This window comes from Pseudomonas sp. B19125, from assembly GCF_044218855.1.
In the GTDB taxonomy this organism is placed as follows: domain Bacteria; phylum Pseudomonadota; class Gammaproteobacteria; order Pseudomonadales; family Pseudomonadaceae; genus Aquipseudomonas; species Aquipseudomonas edaphica.
On sequence record NZ_CP162589.1, the window covers coordinates 6,418,000 to 6,439,211 of the forward strand.

Sequence of the window (21,212 nt, forward strand, 5' to 3'; positions counted from 1 at the left end):
GCCACCACGTTGCTTAACGTTACTTGTGCTTGATGAACCAAAAGAGTTCATGACGCCGAATGGCCTTGCGGAAAAACTCGTTCTCACCCCACGGTGAGACGGCCCTCCCCGCCAGCAGACGCTGTATGACTCGCCGCACCCGCCGTTTGAACGGCATCTGCGGTTGCAAGTCATGCATCATGCCCAGCGACATGGCCTTTTCACACTGCCGCTCCTCCGATACTGGCATGCAATATGGTTGCAAAATGTAAGTGGAGTCGAAGCATGGCGGCAAAGCGACACTATTGCCCGAATCCCCCATCGGCCAGCGGTCGTTGTCATGCAGATGGTTGGCGTAACCGAGCAAGGTCGTCGGCTGCCATTCCAGGCCCTGCAAGGCTTCCAATACAGCTTGCTGAGCGCAGATATGGTCAGGGTGCGGATCGATCACCGGATGCGGCAGCACAATGACCTCAGGACGTGCCATCAACAGCACGGCACGCAGGTCCGCCAGCAGGTTGTTCCAGGTCGGCTGGCCATCGGCGTCGGCGGGCAGCGGGAACGGGTTGAACTGGCGAAACAGGCGGATATCGCTCAACTCGGCTTCCCGCGACGCAATGGCACGCGCAGGCTCGGCCTTCATCGCCGCCAACTGCAGGCAAAAATACCCGAGCTGAACGCAGTGCTCTTGTGCCACGCCCGCCCAGCGCGGCACGGCGATACTGTCCCAGGCCCGCAGCCGGCCCTTGAGGCGCGCCGCTTCAGGCTTGCCCAGGCCCATGTGCTGATAATGCTCGGCTTCGATCTCCCCGGCGGTCAGTGTCACGATCCAGGGCTGTGCTGCCTGGCTGTACAGGCCAAAGGCGGCCAGTTCGGCATCGTCGGCATGCGGCGCAATCACCATCACCCGCTGCTGACGCACATCCGGCTGGCGGAACACCGACAGCACAGGCTCACCCTGTACCCGGCAAAACCGGCCACGCAACAGCAACTGCCCAGCCAGCAAGGCTTGCGCCTGACCCGTGAGATTGAGGTAGCGCAGGCCGTTGACGCCGCGTTCGAACACTTGGCGGTCGCCGCCCGGCAACGCAACATAGGGATCGATAAACCGCCCCAGCAGGTTGCTCTTGAGCCGCAGTGCGAGGATCAAGGTCTCATCGCCCGCCAGCTCCAGCGTCTGGCCCAGCACCAGCCGGCCCTTGTCCAACGTCACCTTGGGCTGTTCGGTATCGGCGGCAAATTGATACTGATAGTCGTCCTTGGGCGAGTAAAACAGATGGTCGGCAAACCAGGCTTCATGGGCCACCCAGGCCAGCACCGCCAACAGCAGCGGCAACCACCAGGCCACCAGCACACCCACCGCAATCAGCACCAGCAGGCTGACCAGCAGCCCGATGCGCTTATTGCGGCGATGGCGCTTGAGCAACGCCTGCTTGCGGCTGGTCGAAGTACTCATACGGTGAACACCGGCACGGGGTTGCACCAACGGTCCTTGTACTCGCGGTCCGCACGGCCGAACGAAAAGCGCAACGGCTTGCCGACTTCCCGCGCCTGTTCCCAGGCACTTTGCGTATTGAGGAAGCTCAGCACGCTGCCGGGGCTGAACGCGCGGGTTTCGGGGTCTACGCCGCCATTGATGTATTCGACGCTGACCCACTGCGGCGCTTCAACGCGATACACCAATTGCACAGCAATCGGCGCATCGTTGAGGAAAATCACCGAACCGATCAGCCACTCACGCAACAGCTCGATCACCTGCGTCATATGCGCGGCACCGGTGGCCGCGAAGCCCCAGCGGCGCTGGAACAGGTCGCAGTAGATCGCCGCCAGCTCGGCGCTGGAGAAGTCCTGCACCGGCCGCACCACACCGCCCGCCTCTTCCAGCAGGCGCAATTCACGGCGCTGGTTATAGCGAAACTTTTTTGACAGTTCTCCAGGCGTGCGCGCCATGGCCAACTGTTCGGCCTGGAGTTTGATGCCGGCAAAGCGGCCTTCATTCAGGGCCGACAGGTAACGCGCGCGATGGCGCAGCGGCGCCTGGGCATCGGCAGCGGCGGGCAGGATCAACTCGGCGTTGCCGAGGTCGAACAAGCCTTTTTTGCCATTGCGCTTGAGCACGTCTTTGGACAACGCCAGGTCGCGCCCCCAGGTCGCAATACACGCTTTAAGCTCGCCGCTTTGCTCCCAGGCCAAATAGCGCACCGGAATTTCGGCCAGCCCGGCCAGACGCTCGACCACCTGCGGATGGGTGGCGACACTGCCGCCAAAACGCTGCCAGGCGTCGCTGTAGGTCGGCGCGTCAACGACCGACCAACCGCGCTCGCGAAAGCCTTGGAATCGATTGAGCATCAAGCCCTCGCGGTCAGTTCGGTGACAGCAGGCAACTGCCAGAAGGTATCGCGCACGGCCTGATCCGAAAACCGTTGGTGCAGGCGCTCAAGCATCATCTCGGCGCACTGCTGGTGCTGCTGACGATCCATCGCGGCCAAGTGCCGAAGGCCCTGCCCCAAGTGCTCGGCATCGCCAAACGGAAACAGGATGCCCACGCCTTCAACCACTTCCTTGGCGCCGCCGCAAGACGTGGCGAGCAGCGGCACGCCAGCGGCCATGGCCTCCAGCAGCACCATGCCGAACGGCTCATGGTCGGAGCTCAGGGCAAAGACGTCGAATGCACGGAAATACCGGCGCGCATCCGGCACCTGGCCGAGGAACAGCACCTGCTCGGCAATGCCCAGTTCGCGCGCCAGAGACTTAAGGTCTTGCTCCAGGCGGCCGGTGCCGAGGATCGCCAACCGGCTCTGCGCCGGCAAATGCGGCAAGGCCAAGGCAAAGCCTTTGAGCAAGGTGGCTTGGTCCTTGTCCGGGTGCAGGCGGCCGACGTTGCCGACCACCCACTCATCCGGCGACAGCCCCAAGGCATCGCGCGCCTCATCGGCCGACACCTGCAACGCTTGCATGGCCTGGACATCGATGCGGTTATACAAGGTCTGGATACGTGCCGCCGGCCAGGCCGGCAGGCAGCGGCGCATATCATCACGCACCGCGTCAGATACACCGAGCAGGCTCAGGCGCTTGCTGAAAATCGAGGCAAACAGCTTGCGGCTGCGGCGCTGATAATCACCAAAAGCGTGATGTACGCCGATCACTGGCAGGCGCGTACCGAGCAAGGCGATGTAGATCGGCTTGAAGCGGTGGGCAATACAGAAACTGAAGTTGCGCGACGCGGCGATCTTGCGCAATTCACGGATGGCGCCCAGCTTGAGGCCACGAATGGCCTTGGAGCTGAACTCCATGAACAGCACTTCATCAGAGGCGCAACCGGCGGCCACATCGGGGTCGGCGACCCCGGTGAGAAACACCGTGGTCACCTTGTAGCCGGTGCCTGCGAACAGGCTGGCGTACTGCCGCGCGCAGTCCAGAAACGGCCCGTCATAGCCGTGGCAGAACTGCAGGACGTGGCGCTCAGCCGACCGAGTCATAAGGGTCCACGCCGTCTTTGACGACCAGGATGTCTTCCATGATCAGATACTGCAGGTCGGAGCCGAAGAACATGTTCAGCGCGTCGGTTGGCGAGCAGATCATCGCTTCGCCACGGCGGTTGAGCGAGGTGTTCAGCGACACGCCGTTGCCGGTCAATACTTCCAGCTCTTTCATCATGTCGTAGTAACGCGGGTTGTATTCGCGCTTGAGCACCTGGGCGCGGGAGGTGCCATCTTCATGGACCACTTCCGGTACGCGGGTTTTCCACTCTTCGGACACTTCAAAGGTGAAGGTCATGAACGGCGCCGGGTGATCGACCTTGATCATCTGTGGGGCCACGGTGTCGAGCATCGACGGGCAGAAAGGCCTCCAGCGCTCGCGGAACTTGATCTGGTGGTTGATGCGGTCGGCCACACCGGTCGCGCTTGGGCAACCGATGATCGAACGACCGCCCAACGCACGCGGGCCGAACTCCATGCGGCCCTGGAACCAGGCCACCGGGTTGCCGTCGACCATGATCTTGGCGATGCGCTTGGGCATGTTTTCGATCTTGCGCCACACCGGCTTGCTTTCGTGTTTGGCGCACGCGGCAATCACGTCTTCATTGCTGTAGGACGGGCCGAGATAGACGTGTTCCATCTTCTCCACCGGCACGCCACGGGCGTGGGACACATAGGCCGCCGCGCCAACCGCGGTGCCGGCATCGCCGGACGCCGGCTGCACGAACAGCTCTTTAACGTCATCGCGGGCAATGATCTTCTGGTTCAACTTGACGTTCAGCGCGCAACCACCGGCGAACGCCAGCTTGCCGGTGTCCTTGAGGATGTCGCCCAGGTAGTGGTCGATCATCTGCAAGGCCAGCTTCTCGAACAGCGCCTGCATGCTGGCTGCGTAGTGGATGTACGGCTCGTCGGCGATGTCGCCTTCGCGCTTTGGACCCAGCCACTCGATCAGTTTTGGCGAGAAGTAGAAACCCTTGCCCTTCTCTTTATAACGACGCAGGCCGATGACGTTGGCGTAGTCAGTGTTGATCACCAACTCGCCGTTTTCAAATGAGGCCAGGCGCGAGAAATCGTATTTGCTGGCGTCGCCATACGGCGCCATGCCCATGACCTTGAACTCGCCGTCAAGCATCTCGAAACCGAGGAACTCGGTGATCGCGCCATACAGGCCGCCCAGGGAGTCCGGGTCGTAGAATTCCTTGATCTTGTGGATCTTGCCGTTTTCGCCATAGCCAAAGAACGTGGTGGCGTACTCACCTTTACCGTCGATGCCCAGGATCGCGGTTTTTTCCTGGAAACCCGAGCAGTGGTAGGCGCTGGAAGCGTGGGCCAGGTGGTGTTCAACCGGTTCGATCTTGATTTTCTTCGGATCGAAGCCCAACTGCTCCAGGCACCAGACGATCTTGTTGCGATAGCGCTTGTAGCGACGGTTGCCCATCAGGATCGCGTCAAGGGCGCGGTCCGGGGCGTACCAGTAACGCTTGGCGTAGTGCCAGCGCGCCTCGCCGAACAGGCTGATCGGGGCGAACGGGATCGCCACCACGTCAACGTCGGAAGGCTTGATGCCGGCTTGTTCCAGGCAGAACTTCGCCGATTCGTAGGGCATGCGGTTCTTTGCATGTTTGTCGCGTACGAAGCGCTCTTCTTCGGCGGCCGCGATCAGCTTGCCGTCGATATACAGCGCTGCGGAAGGATCATGGCTAAGGGCGCCGGACAGGCCAAGAATCGTCAATGCCACTGGGGTCTAGCCTCTTTTAGTCTGCATGCAGGCGGGTTGCGCCTGAAAAAAGTGTGCCTCCCGCCTGAGCGAGAAACAGCTAAAGGGCGGGATTATAGCGTAAAAGAGCCAGGAAGCTGTTAGCTGCGAGGGACTAGCGAAGCTCAATGCTGCCATCGACATTTTGCTGGTAGATCGTGTAGGGCAAGATGAGCGTATCCAGAACAGCGGAGAGAGGCACATCGATAAAAGCCCATGGCACGTCGTTCAACGCGATCCCGCTTGCGGAATTCGGCGGCCCATGCAGTACGCAGAGGTCATAGACCACCCCGCTGTAGATACGCGGAACAGACTGACAATAGGTTTTTTTCGCCTTGAGCGTTCGAACCGTGTCGCCATCCTCACGGAACGCCGTGGTCACGGTGCCGCAGCCGCCCAGAACCAGAAACCCGCCTATCAAGACCCACAGGCTCGCTTTTTTGCCTTTCATGGCTGCCTCTAATCGTTGGAAAGGCGAGAACCTACCATTATGGCCGGCGACTGACAGATAACTCGAAGCTCAAAACGGCGTAGGAGTCTTCTTCTTCGGCAAAAGCAGGAGGGAGCCGTTAAACTCGCGCTTTTCTTGCGCCGACGTCTATCCCTTGCGTCGCGCCACTGATCCGGCTTCCCGATGAATACACCCCCACCCGTTCCCCTTGCCCTGCTGCTGCTCGGCTTGAGCAGCACCGTCCTGGCCGACGATGCCACTTTGGTCCTCGACCCCAGCGTGGTCACCGGCTCGCGCAGCGCCAGCCCGACTTTCGACCTGCCGTACTCGGTGGACAGCATCAGCCACGCGCAAATCAGCGACGGCCAACTCGGCATCAACGCCTCCGAAGCCCTGTCGCGCGTACCGGGCCTGGTGGTACAAAACCGCCAGAACTATGCCCAGGACCTGCAGATCTCCTCGCGCGGCTTCGGCGCGCGCTCGGCGTTTGGCGTACGCGGCCTCAAGTTGATCGCCGACGGCATCCCGGCCAGCACTCCGGACGGCCAGGGCCAGGCGGCCACCTTCAACCTCGACACCGCCGAGCGCATTGAAGTGCTGCGCGGCCCGGCCGCCACCTTGTATGGCAGCAATGCCGGCGGCGTGATCCAGATGTTTTCCCGCGACGGCGAAGGCCCGCCGCGCATCGGCGCCGAAACCCTGGTGGGTAGCGACGGCATGAGCAAAAACCACCTCACCGCCGAAGGCGCGGCGAACGGCGCAGGTTTTGTGCTCGACGCTTCACGCATGGACACCGATGGCTACCGCGACCACAGCAGCGCCCGTCGTGACCAGACCTTCGCCAAGCTCAACTTCCAACCGGACGAAGACAGCAAGTTGGCGCTGATCTATAGCAGCCTGGAGCAAAACGGCACGCAGGATCCGCTGGGGCAAACCTGGGCAGCCTACAAGGCCGATCCGCGCTCGGTAGCGCCGGCTGCATTGCAGTACAACACGCGAAAAAGCATCGATCATCAGCAGTTGGGCCTGAATTACGAACGCTACATCGGCGATGCCACGCTGCAGGTGAATGCGTACACCGGGCGCAGGAGCGTGATTCAGTACCTGTCGATTCCAGGCGGCACCGCCTCTGACAAGCGCGGCGGCGTGGTGAACTTCGACCGTAAATTCTACGGCGGCTCGGTGCATTGGCTGCAACCGATCACCAGCGCCCCCGGCGAGCTGACCCTGATCACCGGCCTCGATTACGACCGCAGCCAGGATGACCGCCAAGGTTATTCCAACACCCTGGACGGCGTGCACGGTGTCAAAGGCGCCCTGGGCCGTGACGAACTCGACACCGCCACCAGCATCGACCCGTTCGTGCAAGCCAACTGGCTGCTGGGCGACTGGACCCTGCAAGCCGGCCTGCGCCACAGCAGCATGAAAATGGAGGTGGACGACCACTTCACAAGCGACGGCAATGACAGTGGCAGCAAGACCTACCAGAAGAACACGCCTTCGGTCAGCGTGATGTACGCCTTCACGCCGGACCTGCATGGCTATGTGAGCGCGGGCAAAGGCTTCGAAACCCCGACCCAGGCCGAGTCGGCGTATTCGACCACTTCAAATGGCTTCAACTTCGCCTTGAAGCCGTCAGTCAGCAAACAATTTGAAGTCGGCTTGAAGGCAAAGATAGGCCAGGACACGCGTGTCAACGCGGCCCTGTTTCAAATCACCACTGACGACGAACTGGTGGTGCTGTCATCCAAGGACGGCCGCACTACCTACCAGAACGCCGGCCGCACCTTGCGCCGAGGCTTCGAACTGGGCATCGAAAGCCAGCTCTCGGAACAATGGAGCACCAACCTCGCCTATACCCGCCTGCAAGCCACCTATGACAGCGATTTCATGGGCGGCGGCAAGCCTGTGGACAAAGGCAACTACCTGCCCGGCGTACCGCAAACCACGCTCTTCGCCGAGCTGAACTGGAAACCCCGCGACTGGGTCAGCACCGCCCTCGAAGGCATGTACCGCAGCAAGGTTTACGTCGAAGACACCAACCAGCAACGCGCCGCGCCGGGCTACAGCGTGTTCAACTGGCGGGCGCGCTTCGAACAAAAGGTGGAGCACTGGACCTTTCACCAGACGGTGCGCCTGGATAACTTGCTGGATCGCCAGTATGTCGGTTCGGTAATTGTTGGGGACGGCAACTTCCGTTACTACGAGGCGGCGCCGGGAAGGTCGTGGTATGCGGGGGCCGGGGCTGAATACCAGTTCTGAGTATCGGACTGATCGTTCCCACGCTCCGCGTGGGAATGCATCCCGTGACGCTCCGCGTCACCTTGCACGGGGCTTGAGGAGCGGGACGCAGAGCGTCCGGGGCGGCATTCCCACGCTGAGCGTGGGAACGATCATTGCACCTGTTTGGGCAAACGCTGATCTATAAGCTGGTACAGCGCACTGCTCTCAGGCCAGTTACGCATAAACCGCGCGCGGTCCTTGGCGAACGCCGGCGCGAAGCTTGCGACCGAGCTGTGCTGACACATGGCGTCCAGGTCGATCAACGCCCAGCGATCCTCGGCCCAGAACAGGTTATGGCCCTTGAAATCACCATGGCTGATGCGCTCGCGGATCAGCTCGGCGAACAAGTGGTCCAGGGCCAGCAGTTCATTCTCGGGCGCATCGCCTTTCTCAACATACGGCGCAAAACGCTCGATGATGTCCGGCCCCGGCAGGTATTCAGTCACCAGGTAAGCCCGGCTGCGCAGCCACAAAAAGCGTTTTTCCAACACCGCCAGCGGCTTGGGCGTGGCGATGCCAAGGAACGCCAGGCGGTTGCCCTCGCGCCACGAATGCCAGGCCCGGCTGGGGCGCCAGAAGCGCTTGAGCCAATGGGCAAACCCCTTGATGTTATAGCGCTTGATCACCAGTGGCCGCCCGCCCGCTTCGACCTTGGCGACGGTGGCCGCACCACCGGTTTTGTACAAATGGCCTTGGTCGAGCAGCGCGTCGGCCTGCTCCAGCACCGGCAGCATTGCCGCCTCTTCCTCACGACGAATCGCACGCAAGGCAAAGGCGCCACGCACCACGCTGAACAGCGTGCATTCACGGCCGACCTTGTTCAAAAAGTCTTTCAAGCGCCAGGCGCTGACCTTGCGCACCTGTTTTTCCAGCGCTTGCAGCGGCAAGGCGTGCTCGCCGTTGCCCAGCAGGTAGTACACCAGCAATTCTTCGGTGAACGGCTCGAGGTTTTTCGGCAACTGGGCGAAGAACACGCCAAGGTTTTCCAGCACCCGGTTGCGCGACAGCGGCTTGCCCGCCTCCTCAACACGAATCCCGGCGCCATCAATCAGATACAGCTTGCCGTCCTGGCGCAGCAGGTTGTCCAGGTGCAGGTCTTCCTGCCACAGGCCTTTGGCGTGCATCTGCGCAATTGCGCCCAACGCCTCTGCGAGCACAGCCGTTTGCTCGTCCGCCAATGGTGGCAACCCTTCGACCGCCTGCCAGGCATCGGCGAGGCTTTCGGCACCTTCGATAAATTCAAACAGCAGCCAGCCGCCCTCGCCTTCCTGCAAGCCATCGGCCAGCAATTGTGGCGTGGTCAGGCCTTGCTCGGCCAGCAGGCGCACGCCGCTGAGTTCACGCTGAAAATGCCGCGCGGCCTTGCTGCCTACCAGCAACTTGGCCAACACCGGACGGCCGCGCCAGACGGCGGCGCCCACGTAGCGTTCGCCCGGCAACACGCGCAACAGGTTAAGCAGTTGCAGCTGGCCGGTGCCTGCGGCGTCGGCCAACTCGAGGGTCAGCGGCAGCTCAGGCGTGCGGCCGGCTTTTTTCAGTTCGGACAAGCGCATCAGCGCTTCTCCTTGTGACTGCGCCGGGCCGTCAGGCGCTCGAACCAGGCGCCCACCCGCGCGCTGTCTTCAGGCTGGTCCAGATACGCTGCCAGCAGTTGCCGCACTTGCGCGTCCGACCATTGCGGCGCACGGCGCAGCAATGGCTCCAGGTCCTTGACCCGATCACGCCGGCCAAACAGCAGCGGGCGGGTTTTCTCCAGGTCGATCAACTGCGCGGCATAACCGTCTCCGAGCGGTTGCAGGAAAATATGCTTGGGGTAAAAACAGCCATGCACTTGCCCTACGCTGTGCAGGTGGCGCGCCAGCTGACCACAGGCCAGCAAGATCGCACGGTGCTGGTCGTCACTCAGCTGCGGCCATTGTTCGAGCAGTGAATCCAGGTCATTCCAGCCATCCAGGGCTCGGGTCAGCAACATCGCGCGGCGCTCGCCTTCAACCTTGCGCTCACCGAAAAACGCCGCCTGCAACGCCGGAATGCCCAGCTTCCGATAGCGGCTGATATTACGGAACTCGCGGGCAAACGTCGGCTCGCCAAACGGCTTGCTGAGCGTGCGCGTCAGGTAGTTGCTCTGGCGCTTGAGGTAGTAACCCTGGCCATCAAGCTCCAGGCGAAACACGCTGCTCCAGCCGCCGTCGCTGGTATTGGGTTCATCCACCGCGTCCAGTTGCCTGGCCCACAGCGCATCGAAGTCAGCCAGGCCGTGGCGCGCAAGCAATGCGCGATCATCGGCCGCCAGGAAATCAGTCATTCGCGCCCCTCGAAAAACTTCACCACGTGACGGATTCGCTGTTTGTCCGAAGCCGTCAGGTGCGTACGTTGGCGGTATTGCATATAGAAACGCAGGCGCTGGGTGGCCGACAAGTGATACTTGGCGACTTTATCCAGGCAGGCCAGGTCCTTGGTAATACGGTACTTGAGCCAGAAACCGCGCCAGAAATCGCCGTTGGGGCAATCGATCAGGTACAGCGTACGGTTATCGTCAACCAGCAGGTTGCGCCACTTCAAGTCGTTATGGGTAAAGCGGTGTTCGTGCATCGTGCGCGTGTATTCGGCGAGCTGACGGCTGATCACGTTGACCCACTGGGGGTCTTTCAAGCACGGATCGTTACGATCGGCCAGCACCGACAGGTCTTCGGTCTTGGGCAGCTCGCGGGTAATCATCGCCCCGCGCGCGTAGGCCAAACCCTTGCGTTCAAGGCCCCAGGCCACCACGTCGGCGGTGGGAATCCCCCACTTGGCGAAGCGCTTGAGGTTCTGCCATTCGGACTTCACCCGAGGTTTGCCCAGGTAACGGCGCAGGCCTTTGCCGGCGCCTACGTAGCGTTTGACGTAGTAATTGACCCCGCCACGCTCCACCCGAATCACTTCCGACAAGGGGTCGCGCGTCAGTCGCTCACCCTGCAAGGCAAACACCGCCTCCAGGCTGCCGAAATCATCCGCCAGGGCGGCGTAAGCAGGTTCCAGGTTCCAACCCGCCATCAGATCGCATCCCCCAGGCGTTGCTTGCGCGCATACAGCTTGTCTGCCTTGCGCTGCAACAGGCTCAGGGACGCCGACTGCTCGGCCAGGATCTGGCGCAGCGGCTGTCGGAAGTAGCCTTTGAGAAAGCGCAGTTTGTCGCGCTGAGTCAGGCCGATGTCCAGCGCCGAGTAGTACAGCGCGGACAAGTCCTTGTCGCGCCAGCGCAGCGGCAGATGGGCACGCAATTGGGCACGGTGCAGGTCGATCACTGAAAGCTTGATGGTGCGCGCATCGATCGGCCGGGACGTATCCAGCAGGAAGTGGCACAGGTAGCAGTCGCGGTGATTGACGCCGCCACGGTGCATGTCGCCGACCATGCGCGCCAGTTCAGCGGTGAGCGCATGGCGCAATGCCGGTGCCGGCGGCTCGGCCACCCAGTTGACGGTCAGGTCTTCCAGGCTGATGGTCGGGGCCAGTTCTTCGGTGATGATGAACGAGTGCTGGTCGGCCGGGTTGCTGCCTTTTTCACCGAAGGCCACGCCGGTCATGGTCGGCACACCCAGTTCCTGCAAGCGGTGGATGGCCGACCATTCCAGGCCGGCACCCAGCACCGGCAGCTTGGCGGTGATCAGGTTCTTGAAGATCTCGCCCCAACCGATGCCACGGTGGATTTTCACGAAATACGGGCGGCCCTCCACCTCGGTACGCAAGGTGCGACGCGCCGCCAGTTCACGAAATACCTGGCCTTGCAGTTTCTCGACTTCGGCAAAGGCGTCACGCCCGGCCCATAAGGTCTTGAACGGTTCGGCAAGAATCAACTTCATCGTTTCGGCTCCGCCAGAATCACATCTGCCGCGTGCTGCGGCATGCTGTAGAGGTCGGCCGTCTCGGCGAAGGCCAAACCATTACGGCCCCAGGCCGCGCGCTGTGCAGTGTCGGTAAGCATGTGCGTGAGGTACTGGTTGAGCTGCGCTTGTTCAAACGGCTCATCCAGCACCAGCCCGCTGTCGGCTTCGCCAATGTAGTGGGCATACCCACACACCGCCGAGACCAGCACCGGCAACCCGGCCACCAGGGCTTCGAGCAACACGGTACCGGTATTTTCGTTGTACGCCGGGTGAATCAACAGGTCGGCGCCCAGCAGGAAACGCGGGATATCGCTGCGGCCCTTGAGGAACTGCACGTTATCGCCCAGCCCCAACGTGGCGCTCTGCAACTGGAATACTTTGGGGTCGTCCTGGCCGATTACAAACAGGCGCGTACGTTTTTTAAGCTCGGTCGGTAGCGCGGCCACGGCCTTGAGGCTGCGGTCGACGCCCTTGGTCTTGAAGCCGGAACCGATTTGTACCAGCAGCAACTCGTCGTCGCGCAGGTTGAACTCCTTGCGGAAACCTTCGCGGATTTCGGCCGCATTTGGCGGCGCGCGGCGGTCCTGGGCAATGCCCGGCGGCAGCAGGTGGAAGCGCTCCAGCGGCGTGTCGTAATGCTTGATGAACAGCGGTTGCTGCACTTCGGAGATCATCAACACTTCGGTCTTGGCGTCTTTGGCGAACACCGCACGTTCGTACTCGGCAAAGTGCTTGTAACGGCCAAAGCTCTTGTACAGCGAGTGACGCAGGTTTTGCGCCTTGTCTTCAAAGCAGCCGTCGGCGGCGTAGTAAACGTCCAGGCCGGGCATTTTGTTGAAGCCGATCAAACGGTCCACCGGGCGCTTGGCCAGGTCAGCGTCCATCCAGGCCAACAGTTTCTCGTTGCGCCGATGGTTGAAGAACGCCTTGACCGGCGCCACCAGCACTTCAAAGCCGGGCGGAATGTCGCCTTCCCAGATCAGCGTGTAGACCCGGATCGTATGGCCGCGCTGCTGGCACTCCAGGGCGATGCGCATGAAGTCGCGCTGCAGGCCACCGAAGGGGAAATATTTGTACAAAACAAAAGCCAGTTGCATCAGTGCAGCTCCTCAGCCAATAACAACGTGCTCAGCCGGCTTGCCACACGCTCAGGGTTCAAGCGCGTGAAGCACAGGGGTGACTCGCGCTTGATGTCGAACCGACGCAGGTCGTCGGCCGTCGGTTGATAGGTACAGTTTTTTTGCAGGCACGGTGCGCATGGGAAATCGCTGGCCAGGTGAATCTGGCCTTTGCCGTAGGCGCCCGTCAGGCCCGGGTTGGTGGGGCCGAACAGGGAGATAGTCGGCACGTCCAGCGCGGCGGCCAAGTGGCCCAGCCCCGTGTCCACCGCCACACAGGCGCGGGCACCGGCCAGCACACGGGCGACGCCGGCCAGGTTGAGTTTGGGCAGCACTTCGGCGTTTTGCAGGCCTTGGGCCAGACGCTCGGCGCGGGCCTTTTCGGCGGCATTGCCCCATGGCAATTTCACGTCCACACCCAGGCGGCCCATGCGTTCGGCCAGCTCACGCCAGTAGGCTTCGGGCCAGTGCTTGGTGTCCCAGGTGGTGCCATGCAGCAGCAGTACGAAGGGTTTTTTCGGCGGCAGGCCGAGCAGCTTGTCGACACTCAGGCCGTAATCGCCCAGGCCTTTGGGCAAGTCATAACCCAACGCCACGGCGAACAGCTGGCGCAAGCGTTCTACTGCATGCTGCCCACGGGCCACGGCCAGCCGGCGCGAGTAGAAACGCGCAGCCATCGGTTCACGGGCAGAATTCTTATCAAAACCGGCCACCGGCGCGCGTACATAGCGCGTCAGCCAGGCGCTTTTGAGCAGCCCCTGGGCATCGATCACCAAATCGTATTTGGTCGACTGCACGCTCTGCTTGAAGCGCCGCCATTCGCCGCTCTTGATGGTTTGCCAGATGTTCTTGCGCCAGCGACGAATCGCCACCGGGATCACTTTGTCCACGGCTGGGTGCCAGGTGGGAATCTCGGCAAAGCCTTCTTCCACCACCCAGTCAAAGCGGATGCCAGGGATCGCCCGCGCCGCGTCGGTCAGTGCCGGCAAGGCGTGGATCACATCGCCCAAGGATGAGGTCTTGACTACCAATACGCGCAAACTAGCGAACCTCGACCGCGGAACCCTGCAACCGCTGCAAGGCTTCATTCACCGGCTGCGGCAGCAACTGACGCATGCAGTTGTAATGGCCAAAACGGCAGGTACGCTCAAAACACGGGCTGCAATCCAGGCCCAGGCGCACCACCTCAACCTTGTCAGCCAAAGGCGGGGTGAAACCGGGCGACGTCGAGCCATACACCGCCACCAAAGGGCGGTTCAGCGCGGCCGCCACGTGCATCAGGCCGGAGTCGTTGGACACCACCGAATCGGCGCAGGAGAGTAAATCGATAGCCTCGGCCAGCGACGTGTCACCACTGAGGTTCACCGCTTCTTCACGCAGGCCGGGGATCAGGCGCTGGCGAATGTCTTCGCCGACTGGGTGATCCTTCTTCGAACCAAACAGCCACACCTGCCAGCCTTCGCGAATCTTCATCTCGGCGACTTTGGCGTAATGCTCCGACGGCCAGCGCTTGGACTCGCCAAACTCGGCGCCGGGGCACAGCGCCAGCACTGGACGGTCAAGCGCCAGGCCGAACTTGGCCAGCGCCGCGTCACGGCTCACCGGATCGATCTGCAGGCTCGGGCGCGGGTACGGCGTGGGCAACTCGGCGCCGGGCTCGTAGGCCAGCGCCATGAAACGTTCGATCATCAGCGGGTAGCGCGCCTTGTCGAGGGTGCGCACGTCATTAAGCAACACGTAGCGAAACTCGCCGCGCCAGCCGGTACGTTTAGGGATGCCGGCAAAGTACGGCACCAACGCCGACTTGAGCGAGTTGGGCAGCAAAATCGCCTGGTCGTACTGGCCGACCATGGATTTACCGATGCGTCGGCGCGTCGCCAATTCAAGGGCGCCATGGCCGAGCGGGAAGCTCAAGGCCGTGCGCACTTCGGGCATGCGCTCGAGGATCGGCCGGCTCCACTCAGGGGCGAGCACGTCGATTTGGCAGTCGGGATGACGTTGCTTGAGGCACTGGAACAGTGTCTGCGCCATCACCATGTCACCGACCCAACTAGGCCCAACGATCAGAATATTCATGTAGTTTCCACAAACGATGCGGGGAGGCTTATGCCTCCCCGCATCGTTATTTACTGTAGGTCACGGTAGCCACTTTGTGTCAGAGCTGGCTTGTGTGGGAGCTGGCTTGCCTGCGAAGGCATCAACTCGGTATCACTGATAAACCGAGGCGTCTGCATCGCGGGCAAGCCCGGCTCCCACACAAAGCTGTGTGTCCACATTAGATTGGCATCCCACATTTCATCGAGTTTCAGCTTAACCCCAGTTCATTCCAGATTCGCATCACCTGGCGCCGTTCGTCGGCGAACTGATCCCCGGCTACCGTGCCGGCCTCGTTTTGCAAGGCCTGGCGGTGCGCGGCGGAACGGTAGGCCTTATACACCTCCCGCAGCAGATGGGCATCGGCAGCGGGCATCAGCCCGACCTGCTCCAGGCCTTCCAGAATGCGGATATTGTCGGTATAGCGCAGCAACGATGGATGTTGCGCAGACCACGCCAAAGCCGCGTATTGCACCATAAATTCAATATCGACGATACCACCGGCGTCTTGCTTGAGGTCGAACACGGTCGTCGGCTCGAAGGCGTTCGCCCCCGTCCCGGCAGCCGTCGCCTTGGTGCCCAGGTTATCGCGCATCTTGGCGCGCATCTCGCTGACCTCCTGGCGCAGCTTCGCCAAGTCACGTTCACGCCCCAGTACGTTAGCGCGTACCTGCTCGAACGCATGGCCCACATCCTGACTGCCCACCAGTACCCGCGCGCGGATCAGGGCCTGATGTTCCCAAGTCCAGGCTTCATTTTCCTGGTAGCGCTCAAACGCCCCCAACGAGCTGACCAGCAAACCGGAGGCGCCGGAAGGTCGCAGGCGCATGTCCACTTCATACAATTGGCCGGAGTTGGTCTGGGTGGTGAGCAGGTGAATGATCCGCTGGCCCAGACGCGTAAAGAACTGCGCGCCGTCGATGGGTTTGGCGCCATCGGTCTCGGCCTGGGGATCACCGTCGTGGATGAACACCAGGTCAAGGTCCGAGCCATGCCCCAGCTCGATGCCGCCGACTTTCCCGTAACCCACAATGATGAACCCCGGGTCGCACAGGCTGCCGTCCACGCGCTGCGGTGAGCCATGACGGGCGACCGTCTGGCGCCAGGCCAGGGCCAGCACTTGTTCGAGGATAGCTTCGGCGAGCCAGGTCAAATAGTCGCTGACCTTCATCAACGGCAGGCTGCCAGCGATTTCCGAAGCGGCTACACGCAGGCGGTGGGCCAGTTTGAAGTGACGCAAGGCCTCCATCTGTTGTTCAAGGTCATCTTCGGGGATGCGTGTGAGGCGCTCACGCAGCTCAGCGGCGAGCTCCGGCGCCAAAGGTGGCTTGAACAGGCGGCCTTCGTTGAGCAACTCATCGAGCAGCAGCGGGAAGCGCGTGATTTGCTCGGCAATCCACGGGCTGGCGGCGCACAGCGTTAACAAGCGGCGCAGGGCGTCGGGGTTTTCGGTCAGCAGCACCAGGTAAGCAGAACGTCGCGCCACAGCCTCCACCAGCGGCAGCACGCGCTCGAGCACCAGATCCGGGTTGGCGTGCTCGACGGCCTGGGCCAACAGGCGCGGGATAAAGGCGTCGAGCCGCTCGCGACCGAGGCGCTGCATGGCGCGCAACTGCGGGCTGCCACGCAGGCCAGCCAGGGCTTTGAGGGCTTTGGACGCGTCAGTAAAACCACCCTCGGCCAGTTGGCGACAAGCGGCGTCTTCGTCCTGGGACTCTTCCCACAACGGTAACCACTCCCCGCCCACCACCAGCTCGCTTTCTTCGCCTTCTTCTTCGTCAGGATCAGCAATCACCTGACGGAAGTGCCAGTCCACCCGGCCACGCCAATACATCAGGCGCTCATGGAACGCGGCCCAGTCGACAAAGCCCAGCATAAAGGCAATGCGCGCCTGATCTTCGGGGCTGTCCGGCAGCATTTGCGTCTGACGGTCGGCAATCGCCTGGATCGCGTGCTCGGTATAGCGCAGGAATTCATAGCCATTGCGCAGTTCGGCGATCACCGCAGGCGGCAAGTAGCCCTGGCCTTCCAGCGTGCCGAGCACCATCAGCAACGGCCGCTGCTGCAGGCTCAGGTCGCGGCCACCGTGGATCAACTGGAACGCCTGGGCGATAAATTCCACCTCGCGGATGCCGCCCGAGCCCAGCTTGATATTCTCGGCCATGCCCTTGCGCCGCACTTCCTGCTGGATCAGCTGTTTCATGGTGCGCAATGCTTCAATCGCAGAAAAATCCAGGTAACGGCGGTAAACGAACGGGCGCAGCATATCCAGCAATTGCGCGCCGGCCACCTGGTCGCCGGCCACCACGCGCGCCTTGATCATGGCGTAGCGTTCCCAGTCGCGGCCCTGATCCTGGTAGTACTGCTCCAGCGCATTGAAGCTGAGCACCAACGCACCGGCTGAACCATAGGGCCGCAGGCGCATGTCGACACGGAACACAAAACCATCGACCGTCATGGGGTCGAGCGCCTTGATCAGTTTTTGACCAAGTCGAATGAAAAACTCCTGGTTGTCCAGCGCGCGCTTCACGCCCACCGTCTCGCCGCCTTCGGGGTAAGCGAAGATCAGGTCGATGTCCGATGACAGGTTCAACTCCACCGCGCCGAGCTTGCCCATGCCGAGGATGACCATGTGCTGGGCTTCGCCGCTGCGCCGGCCTGTGGGCGTGCCGAACTGTACGCAGTGGCGCTGGTACAGCCACTGGTAAGCTTGGTCGATGCTGGCGTCGGCCATGTCGGAAAGGTCGCGACAGGTTTGCACCAGGTCCGCCTGTCGGGTCAGGTCGCGCCAGATAATGCGCACTTGCTGACGTGTGCGTTGGCGGCGCAGCACCCGGCCCAACTCATCTTCTGTTTCGGCCTGTTGCACGGCACCGGCGATCTGACTGCACAGCTCACCGGGCGCAAAGCCGCGGTCCAGCTCGCCCCAGGCCACCAGTTCAAGCAACATCAAAGGGTCACGAACACTCTGTTCAATGACGAAATCACTGGCGGCGCACACCCGGGCAAAGTCGGCCCACCGTTGCGGCGTCCACGCAGAAAGTCCATGATCGGCGTCCAGCGCGGCCACTGCGTCACGAAATGACTGCTCGGCCCGCTGGGCAAAAGGCAAGAGAATGGCCGGCAGTTCGGCCAGCGTTGGAAGGCTCATGGTCTATCCTTGATCGGCGCGCGAAAGGCATGTGGTTGTGAAGGCAAGAACCACGCTTGGTGAAGGACTGTCGAACAAAGGTTAGAAATAGCTGAAATTAATTTCATCTTGGCAGCCAGCATCAAACTTTCACCTTTTCTTGTTCGCAAATGATCAACAATAACGATTATGCTCACCAGCCAGACCGAGCCATACGCTCAGTCTTGTGTAGTTTTACTACTCGTATATACATTCGAAAGGCTGAAATGGCCGACGATTTGTAGTAAAACTACAGGACGCCGAAGCAACCTTCGGCCATCCAAGAATTTATGTCGTCTGCCCACAAGGCCAGTCGCAAACTTCAGGCAACCGATTCTGGTAGCCTTTCCGCCCTGGAGCAAGCCATGCAAGACCTCGATCCCGTCGAAACCCAGGAATGGCTGGACGCCCTGGAATCGGTTCTCGACAAAGAAGGCGAAGACCGTGCTCACTATTTGATGACCCGTATGGGCGAACTCGCGACCCGCAGCGGCTCGCAATTGCCTTACGCCATCACCACGCCATACCGCAACACCATCCCCGTTACCCACGAAGCACGCATGCCTGGCGACCTGTTCATGGAACGCCGCATTCGCTCGCTGGTACGTTGGAACGCCATGGCGATGGTAATGCGCACGAACTTGAAAGATTCTGACCTGGGCGGTCACATCTCCAGCTTCGCCTCCAGCGCAACCCTGTATGACATCGGCTTCAACTACTTCTTCCAGGCCCCGACCGACGAACACGGCGGCGACCTGATCTACTTCCAGGGCCACACCTCGCCAGGCGTCTATGCCCGTGCGTTCATGGAAGGCCGCATCACCGAAGAACACATGAACAACTTCCGCCAGGAAGTGGACGGTAACGGCCTGTCGTCGTACCCGCACCCTTGGCTGATGCCTGATTTCTGGCAGTTCCCGACAGTATCCATGGGCCTTGGCCCGATCCAGGCGATCTACCAGGCACGCTTCATGAAGTACCTGGAAGCCCGTGGCTTCATCCCTGAAGGCAAGCAGAAAGTCTGGTGCTTCCTGGGCGACGGCGAGTGTGACGAGCCGGAATCCCTGGGCGCTATCTCCCTGGCTGGCCGCGAGAAGCTCGACAACCTGATCTTCGTCATCAACTGCAACCTGCAGCGCCTCGACGGCCCGGTTCGCGGCAACGGCAAGATCATCCAGGAACTCGAAGGCGTGTTCCGCGGTGCTCAGTGGAACGTGACCAAAGTCATCTGGGGCCGTTTCTGGGACCCACTGCTGGCCAAGGACGTCGACGGTATCCTGCAACGTCGCATGGACGAAGTCATCGACGGCGAGTACCAGAACTACAAAGCCAAAGACGGCGCGTTCGTACGTGAACACTTCTTCAACACGCCTGAACTCAAGGCAATGGTTGCAGACCTGTCCGACGACGAGATCTGGAAACTCAACCGTGGCGGCCACGACCCGTACAAGGTCTACGCGGCGTACCACGAAGCGGTCAACCACAAAGAACAACCGACTGTCATCCTGGCCAAGACCATCAAAGGTTATGGCACCGGTGCCGGCGAAGCGAAGAACACTGCGCACAACACCAAGAAAGTTGATGTTGAAAGCCTGAAGCTGTTCCGCGATCGCTTCGACATCCCGGTCAAGGATGAAGAGCTGGAAAACCTGCCGTTCTTCAAGCCGGAGCCAAACAGCGCCGAAGCCCGCTACCTCAGCGAGCGTCGCACTGCACTGGGCGGTTTCGTGCCACAGCGCCGCGCCAAGTCTTTCGACATCCCGACTCCGCCACTCGATACCCTCAAGGCTATCCTGGACGGCTCGGGCGACCGTGAAATCTCCACCACCATGGCTTTCGTGCGCATCCTGGCGCAGCTGGTCAAGGACAAGGAAATCGGTTCGCGCATCGTCCCGATCATCCCGGACGAAGCCCGTACCTTCGGTATGGAAGGCATGTTCCGTCAGTTGGGCATCTACTCCTCCGTCGGCCAGCTCTACGAGCCAGTCGATAAAGACCAGGTGATGTTCTACAAGGAAGACAAGAAGGGCCAGATCCTCGAAGAAGGCATCAACGAAGCGGGCGCCATGAGCTCCTTCATCGCTGCCGGTACTTCGTACTCCAGCCACAACCAGCCGATGCTGCCGTTCTACATCTTCTACTCGATGTTCGGCTTCCAGCGTATCGGCGACCTGGCATGGGCAGCAGGCGACAGCCGTACCCGTGGCTTCCTGATCGGCGGCACCGCCGGCCGGACCACGCTGAACGGCGAAGGCCTGCAACACGAAGACGGTCACAGCCACATCCTGGCTGCCACCATCCCGAACTGCCGCACCTTTGATCCAACCTACGGCTATGAGCTGGCGGTGATCATCCAGGACGGCATGAAGAAGATGACCGAAGAGCAGCAGGACGTTTTCTACTACATCACTGTGATGAACGAGTCCTACCAGCAGCCAGCCATGCCGGCCGGTGTTGAGGAAGGCATCATCAAGGGCATGTACCTGCTCGAAGAAGACACCAAGGAAGCGGCGCACCACGTGCAGCTGATGGGCTCCGGCACCATCCTGCGTGAAGTGCGTGAAGCGGCGAAGATCCTGCGTGAAGAGTTCAACGTCGGCGCTGACGTGTGGAGCGTTACCAGCTTCAACGAACTGCGTCGCGACGGCCTGGCAGTCGAGCGCAACAACCGCCTGCACCCAGGTCAGAAACCAGCCAAGAGCTACGTCGAAGAGTGCCTGGCCGGCCGTAAAGGTCCAGTCATTGCCTCTACCGACTACATGAAGCTGTTTGCTGAACAGATTCGCCAGTGGGTCCCGTCCAAGGAATTCAAAGTCCTGGGCACCGACGGTTTCGGCCGCAGTGACAGCCGCAAAAAGCTGCGTCACTTCTTCGAAGTTGACCGTCACTTCGTGGTGTTGGCAGCCCTGGAAGCCTTGGCTGACCGTGGTGAGATCGAACCTAAGGTGGTGGCTGACGCTATCGTCAAGTTCGGGATCAACCCGGAAAAACGCAACCCACTGGACTGCTGAGGA

General features: G+C 61.4%; 15 protein-coding genes. 2 read left to right on the forward strand and 13 right to left on the reverse strand.

Annotation, left to right across the window (positions count from 1 at the left end; genetic code table 11):
- Positions 1-19: 19 nt before the first annotated feature.
- From AB4P96_RS29380 to AB4P96_RS29400, 5 genes are all read right to left on the reverse strand, one after another.
- On the reverse strand, positions 20-1,435 hold the full coding sequence (locus AB4P96_RS29380; protein WP_017138504.1) for a PIG-L family deacetylase: 1,416 nt from the start codon (positions 1,433-1,435) through the stop codon (positions 20-22).
- Positions 1,432-2,328, reverse strand: a complete 897-nt coding sequence (locus AB4P96_RS29385) for an antimicrobial resistance protein Mig-14 (RefSeq protein WP_395600370.1) — start codon at positions 2,326-2,328, stop codon at positions 1,432-1,434. The genes AB4P96_RS29380 and AB4P96_RS29385 overlap by 4 nt, the downstream gene beginning before the upstream one ends.
- Positions 2,328-3,458, reverse strand: coding sequence for a glycosyltransferase (locus AB4P96_RS29390; protein ID WP_056860561.1), 1,131 nt, complete (start codon positions 3,456-3,458; stop codon positions 2,328-2,330). Before AB4P96_RS29390 ends, AB4P96_RS29385 begins: the two co-directional genes overlap by 1 nt.
- Positions 3,442-5,199, reverse strand: a complete 1,758-nt coding sequence (locus AB4P96_RS29395; RefSeq protein WP_017138507.1) for a carbamoyltransferase — start codon at positions 5,197-5,199, stop codon at positions 3,442-3,444. Before AB4P96_RS29395 ends, AB4P96_RS29390 begins: the two co-directional genes overlap by 17 nt.
- A 133-nt stretch (positions 5,200-5,332) precedes the next feature.
- Positions 5,333-5,668 (reverse strand): YceK/YidQ family lipoprotein, encoded by a 336-nt coding sequence (locus tag AB4P96_RS29400; protein WP_099548079.1) that lies wholly within the window; start codon positions 5,666-5,668, stop codon positions 5,333-5,335.
- 183 nt (positions 5,669-5,851) lie between these two features.
- Here AB4P96_RS29400 and AB4P96_RS29405 point away from each other — a divergent pair, with 183 nt between their 5' ends.
- A complete protein-coding gene (locus AB4P96_RS29405; protein ID WP_395600371.1) occupies positions 5,852-7,930 on the forward strand; it encodes a TonB-dependent receptor family protein in 2,079 nt (692 codons plus the stop codon).
- 131 nt (positions 7,931-8,061) lie between these two features.
- Here AB4P96_RS29405 and AB4P96_RS29410 read toward each other — a convergent pair whose 3' ends face one another.
- The 8 genes from AB4P96_RS29410 to glnE all read right to left on the reverse strand — a co-directional run bounded on the left by AB4P96_RS29410 (position 8,062) and on the right by glnE (position 18,180).
- Positions 8,062-9,504, reverse strand: coding sequence for a lipopolysaccharide kinase InaA family protein (locus AB4P96_RS29410; RefSeq protein WP_170039091.1), 1,443 nt, complete (start codon positions 9,502-9,504; stop codon positions 8,062-8,064).
- Complete coding sequence (locus AB4P96_RS29415; RefSeq protein WP_176991747.1) at positions 9,504-10,256, reverse strand: lipopolysaccharide kinase InaA family protein; 753 nt, start codon at positions 10,254-10,256, stop codon at positions 9,504-9,506. The genes AB4P96_RS29410 and AB4P96_RS29415 overlap by 1 nt, the downstream gene beginning before the upstream one ends.
- Positions 10,253-10,987, reverse strand: coding sequence for a lipopolysaccharide kinase InaA family protein (locus tag AB4P96_RS29420; RefSeq protein ID WP_138817155.1), 735 nt, complete (start codon positions 10,985-10,987; stop codon positions 10,253-10,255). Before AB4P96_RS29420 ends, AB4P96_RS29415 begins: the two co-directional genes overlap by 4 nt.
- Positions 10,987-11,793: a lipopolysaccharide core heptose(I) kinase RfaP gene (rfaP, locus tag AB4P96_RS29425; RefSeq protein WP_017138513.1), complete on the reverse strand. Its 807-nt coding sequence runs from the start codon at positions 11,791-11,793 to the stop codon at positions 10,987-10,989. The genes AB4P96_RS29420 and rfaP overlap by 1 nt, the downstream gene beginning before the upstream one ends.
- Entirely contained in the window at positions 11,790-12,914 is a 1,125-nt protein-coding gene (locus AB4P96_RS29430) for a glycosyltransferase family 4 protein (RefSeq protein WP_176991746.1), read from the reverse strand. Before AB4P96_RS29430 ends, rfaP begins: the two co-directional genes overlap by 4 nt.
- Complete coding sequence (gene waaC, locus AB4P96_RS29435) at positions 12,914-13,975, reverse strand: lipopolysaccharide heptosyltransferase I (protein WP_176991745.1); 1,062 nt, start codon at positions 13,973-13,975, stop codon at positions 12,914-12,916. Before waaC ends, AB4P96_RS29430 begins: the two co-directional genes overlap by 1 nt.
- A 1-nt stretch (position 13,976) precedes the next feature.
- Positions 13,977-15,011 carry a lipopolysaccharide heptosyltransferase II gene (waaF, locus tag AB4P96_RS29440; protein ID WP_017138516.1) on the reverse strand — a complete coding sequence of 345 codons (1,035 nt, stop codon included), beginning with the start codon at positions 15,009-15,011 and terminating at the stop codon, positions 13,977-13,979.
- Between the two features lie 229 nt (positions 15,012-15,240).
- Complete coding sequence (glnE, locus tag AB4P96_RS29445) at positions 15,241-18,180, reverse strand: bifunctional [glutamate--ammonia ligase]-adenylyl-L-tyrosine phosphorylase/[glutamate--ammonia-ligase] adenylyltransferase (RefSeq protein ID WP_017138518.1); 2,940 nt, start codon at positions 18,178-18,180, stop codon at positions 15,241-15,243.
- A 383-nt stretch (positions 18,181-18,563) separates the two neighbouring features.
- On the opposite strand from glnE, the gene aceE reads away from it, so the two are divergent.
- Positions 18,564-21,209 carry a pyruvate dehydrogenase (acetyl-transferring), homodimeric type gene (aceE, locus tag AB4P96_RS29450; protein WP_017138519.1) on the forward strand — a complete coding sequence of 882 codons (2,646 nt, stop codon included), beginning with the start codon at positions 18,564-18,566 and terminating at the stop codon, positions 21,207-21,209.
- Positions 21,210-21,212: the final 3 nt, after the last annotated feature.

What these genes read in the sequence shown, in the direction of transcription:
- AB4P96_RS29405 (WP_395600371.1), top strand. Translation starts at nt 5,852, where the DNA reads ATGAATACACCCCCACCCGTTCCCCTTGCCCTGCTGCTGCTCGGCTTG.
- AB4P96_RS29430 (WP_176991746.1), bottom strand. Translation starts at nt 12,914, where the DNA reads ATGCAACTGGCTTTTGTTTTGTACAAATATTTCCCCTTCGGTGGCCTG.
- AB4P96_RS29420 (WP_138817155.1), bottom strand. Translation starts at nt 10,987, where the DNA reads ATGGCGGGTTGGAACCTGGAACCTGCTTACGCCGCCCTGGCGGATGAT.
- AB4P96_RS29390 (WP_056860561.1), bottom strand. Translation starts at nt 3,458, where the DNA reads ATGACTCGGTCGGCTGAGCGCCACGTCCTGCAGTTCTGCCACGGCTAT.
- aceE (WP_017138519.1), top strand. Translation starts at nt 18,564, where the DNA reads ATGCAAGACCTCGATCCCGTCGAAACCCAGGAATGGCTGGACGCCCTG.
- AB4P96_RS29380 (WP_017138504.1), bottom strand. Translation starts at nt 1,435, where the DNA reads ATGAGTACTTCGACCAGCCGCAAGCAGGCGTTGCTCAAGCGCCATCGC.
- AB4P96_RS29400 (WP_099548079.1), bottom strand. Translation starts at nt 5,668, where the DNA reads ATGAAAGGCAAAAAAGCGAGCCTGTGGGTCTTGATAGGCGGGTTTCTG.
- rfaP (WP_017138513.1), bottom strand. Translation starts at nt 11,793, where the DNA reads ATGAAGTTGATTCTTGCCGAACCGTTCAAGACCTTATGGGCCGGGCGT.
- AB4P96_RS29410 (WP_170039091.1), bottom strand. Translation starts at nt 9,504, where the DNA reads ATGCGCTTGTCCGAACTGAAAAAAGCCGGCCGCACGCCTGAGCTGCCG.
- AB4P96_RS29415 (WP_176991747.1), bottom strand. Translation starts at nt 10,256, where the DNA reads ATGACTGATTTCCTGGCGGCCGATGATCGCGCATTGCTTGCGCGCCAC.
- AB4P96_RS29385 (WP_395600370.1), bottom strand. Translation starts at nt 2,328, where the DNA reads ATGCTCAATCGATTCCAAGGCTTTCGCGAGCGCGGTTGGTCGGTCGTT.
- waaF (WP_017138516.1), bottom strand. Translation starts at nt 15,011, where the DNA reads ATGAATATTCTGATCGTTGGGCCTAGTTGGGTCGGTGACATGGTGATG.
- glnE (WP_017138518.1), bottom strand. Translation starts at nt 18,180, where the DNA reads ATGAGCCTTCCAACGCTGGCCGAACTGCCGGCCATTCTCTTGCCTTTT.